2 protein-coding genes are annotated in these 752 nt (G+C 49.6%); both read right to left on the bottom strand.

What is annotated here, in order from left to right; translation table 11 throughout:
• Positions 1-282: 282 nt before the first annotated feature.
• Positions 283-486 carry a transposon-transfer assisting family protein gene (locus QZL71_RS13175; RefSeq protein WP_128117708.1) on the bottom strand — a complete coding sequence of 68 codons (204 nt, stop codon included), beginning with the start codon at positions 484-486 and terminating at the stop codon, positions 283-285.
• Positions 476-752 (bottom strand): YodL domain-containing protein (locus QZL71_RS13170; protein ID WP_294649208.1); only part of this gene is annotated, 277 nt, incomplete at its 5' end. The genes QZL71_RS13175 and QZL71_RS13170, both read right to left, overlap by 11 nt.

Below are 752 nucleotides of genomic sequence, written 5' to 3'. Positions count from 1 at the left end.
TGCCTGCCTCTAAATCTGCCGACCAACTGCTGTCCGGGATTTCATTTTCCAGCTTCCGAAGCAGCTTGTCAAAGTTTTTGTTTCGGATGGTCTTTTCAAAGATTGCCATAATGGTTCCTCCGTTCTGACAATTAAAATTCAGTCCCTTATTTTTGATACGAGCAGAGCCACAGGAAAATTGCGGAGAAATCGCTTGAAGAGAGGATTTTTGTCTAATTTGATTATAGCATATCTTTTGGAAGAACAAAATACTTTATGTACGCCGCCCGTAGGCGGCAAAAATCAGTCCGGTGGAAATTCCAGTTCGGCAAACTCCGCATCAGTCAGCAGTTTCAGCTTTTCGATAACACCCTCCGACAGTTCCCGCAGGGCAGTCTCATCGGGCATCAGGTAGCACTGCATGAGCCGCAACTCGTGGATAAGCCCCAGCCGGGTGCCGGAGTTGTAGAGCATCATCAGCATGAGCTCTTCGTGGTTAAAGTTCATGGGCATCCCTCACTTTCCGGCAGACGGTGGGATTGCACTCCGGGGCATCGCACTTTTCTTTGAGATTCATCAGCACCGAAGGGCGTTCCGGCTGCTTGTCCAGAAACCCCTGTAAATCTTTGAAGCCGATGCTGTCCACATAATGCACAGACACCTCGCCATTGCGTTTGAGTGCGATCACATCGCTGACCGACAGGCTGTGCCCCTCAAAATCCTGCGGACGGGAGAGGTTGAACATCTGAAACAGTTCTTCCAGAACCTCGTTG

It is taken from the genome of uncultured Faecalibacterium sp., assembly GCF_900066275.1.
GTDB classification, from domain to species: domain Bacteria; phylum Bacillota; class Clostridia; order Oscillospirales; family Ruminococcaceae; genus Faecalibacterium; species Faecalibacterium taiwanense.
Note: the sequence above shows the minus strand (reverse complement) of the source record. Positions and strands in the feature narration are given on the sequence as shown.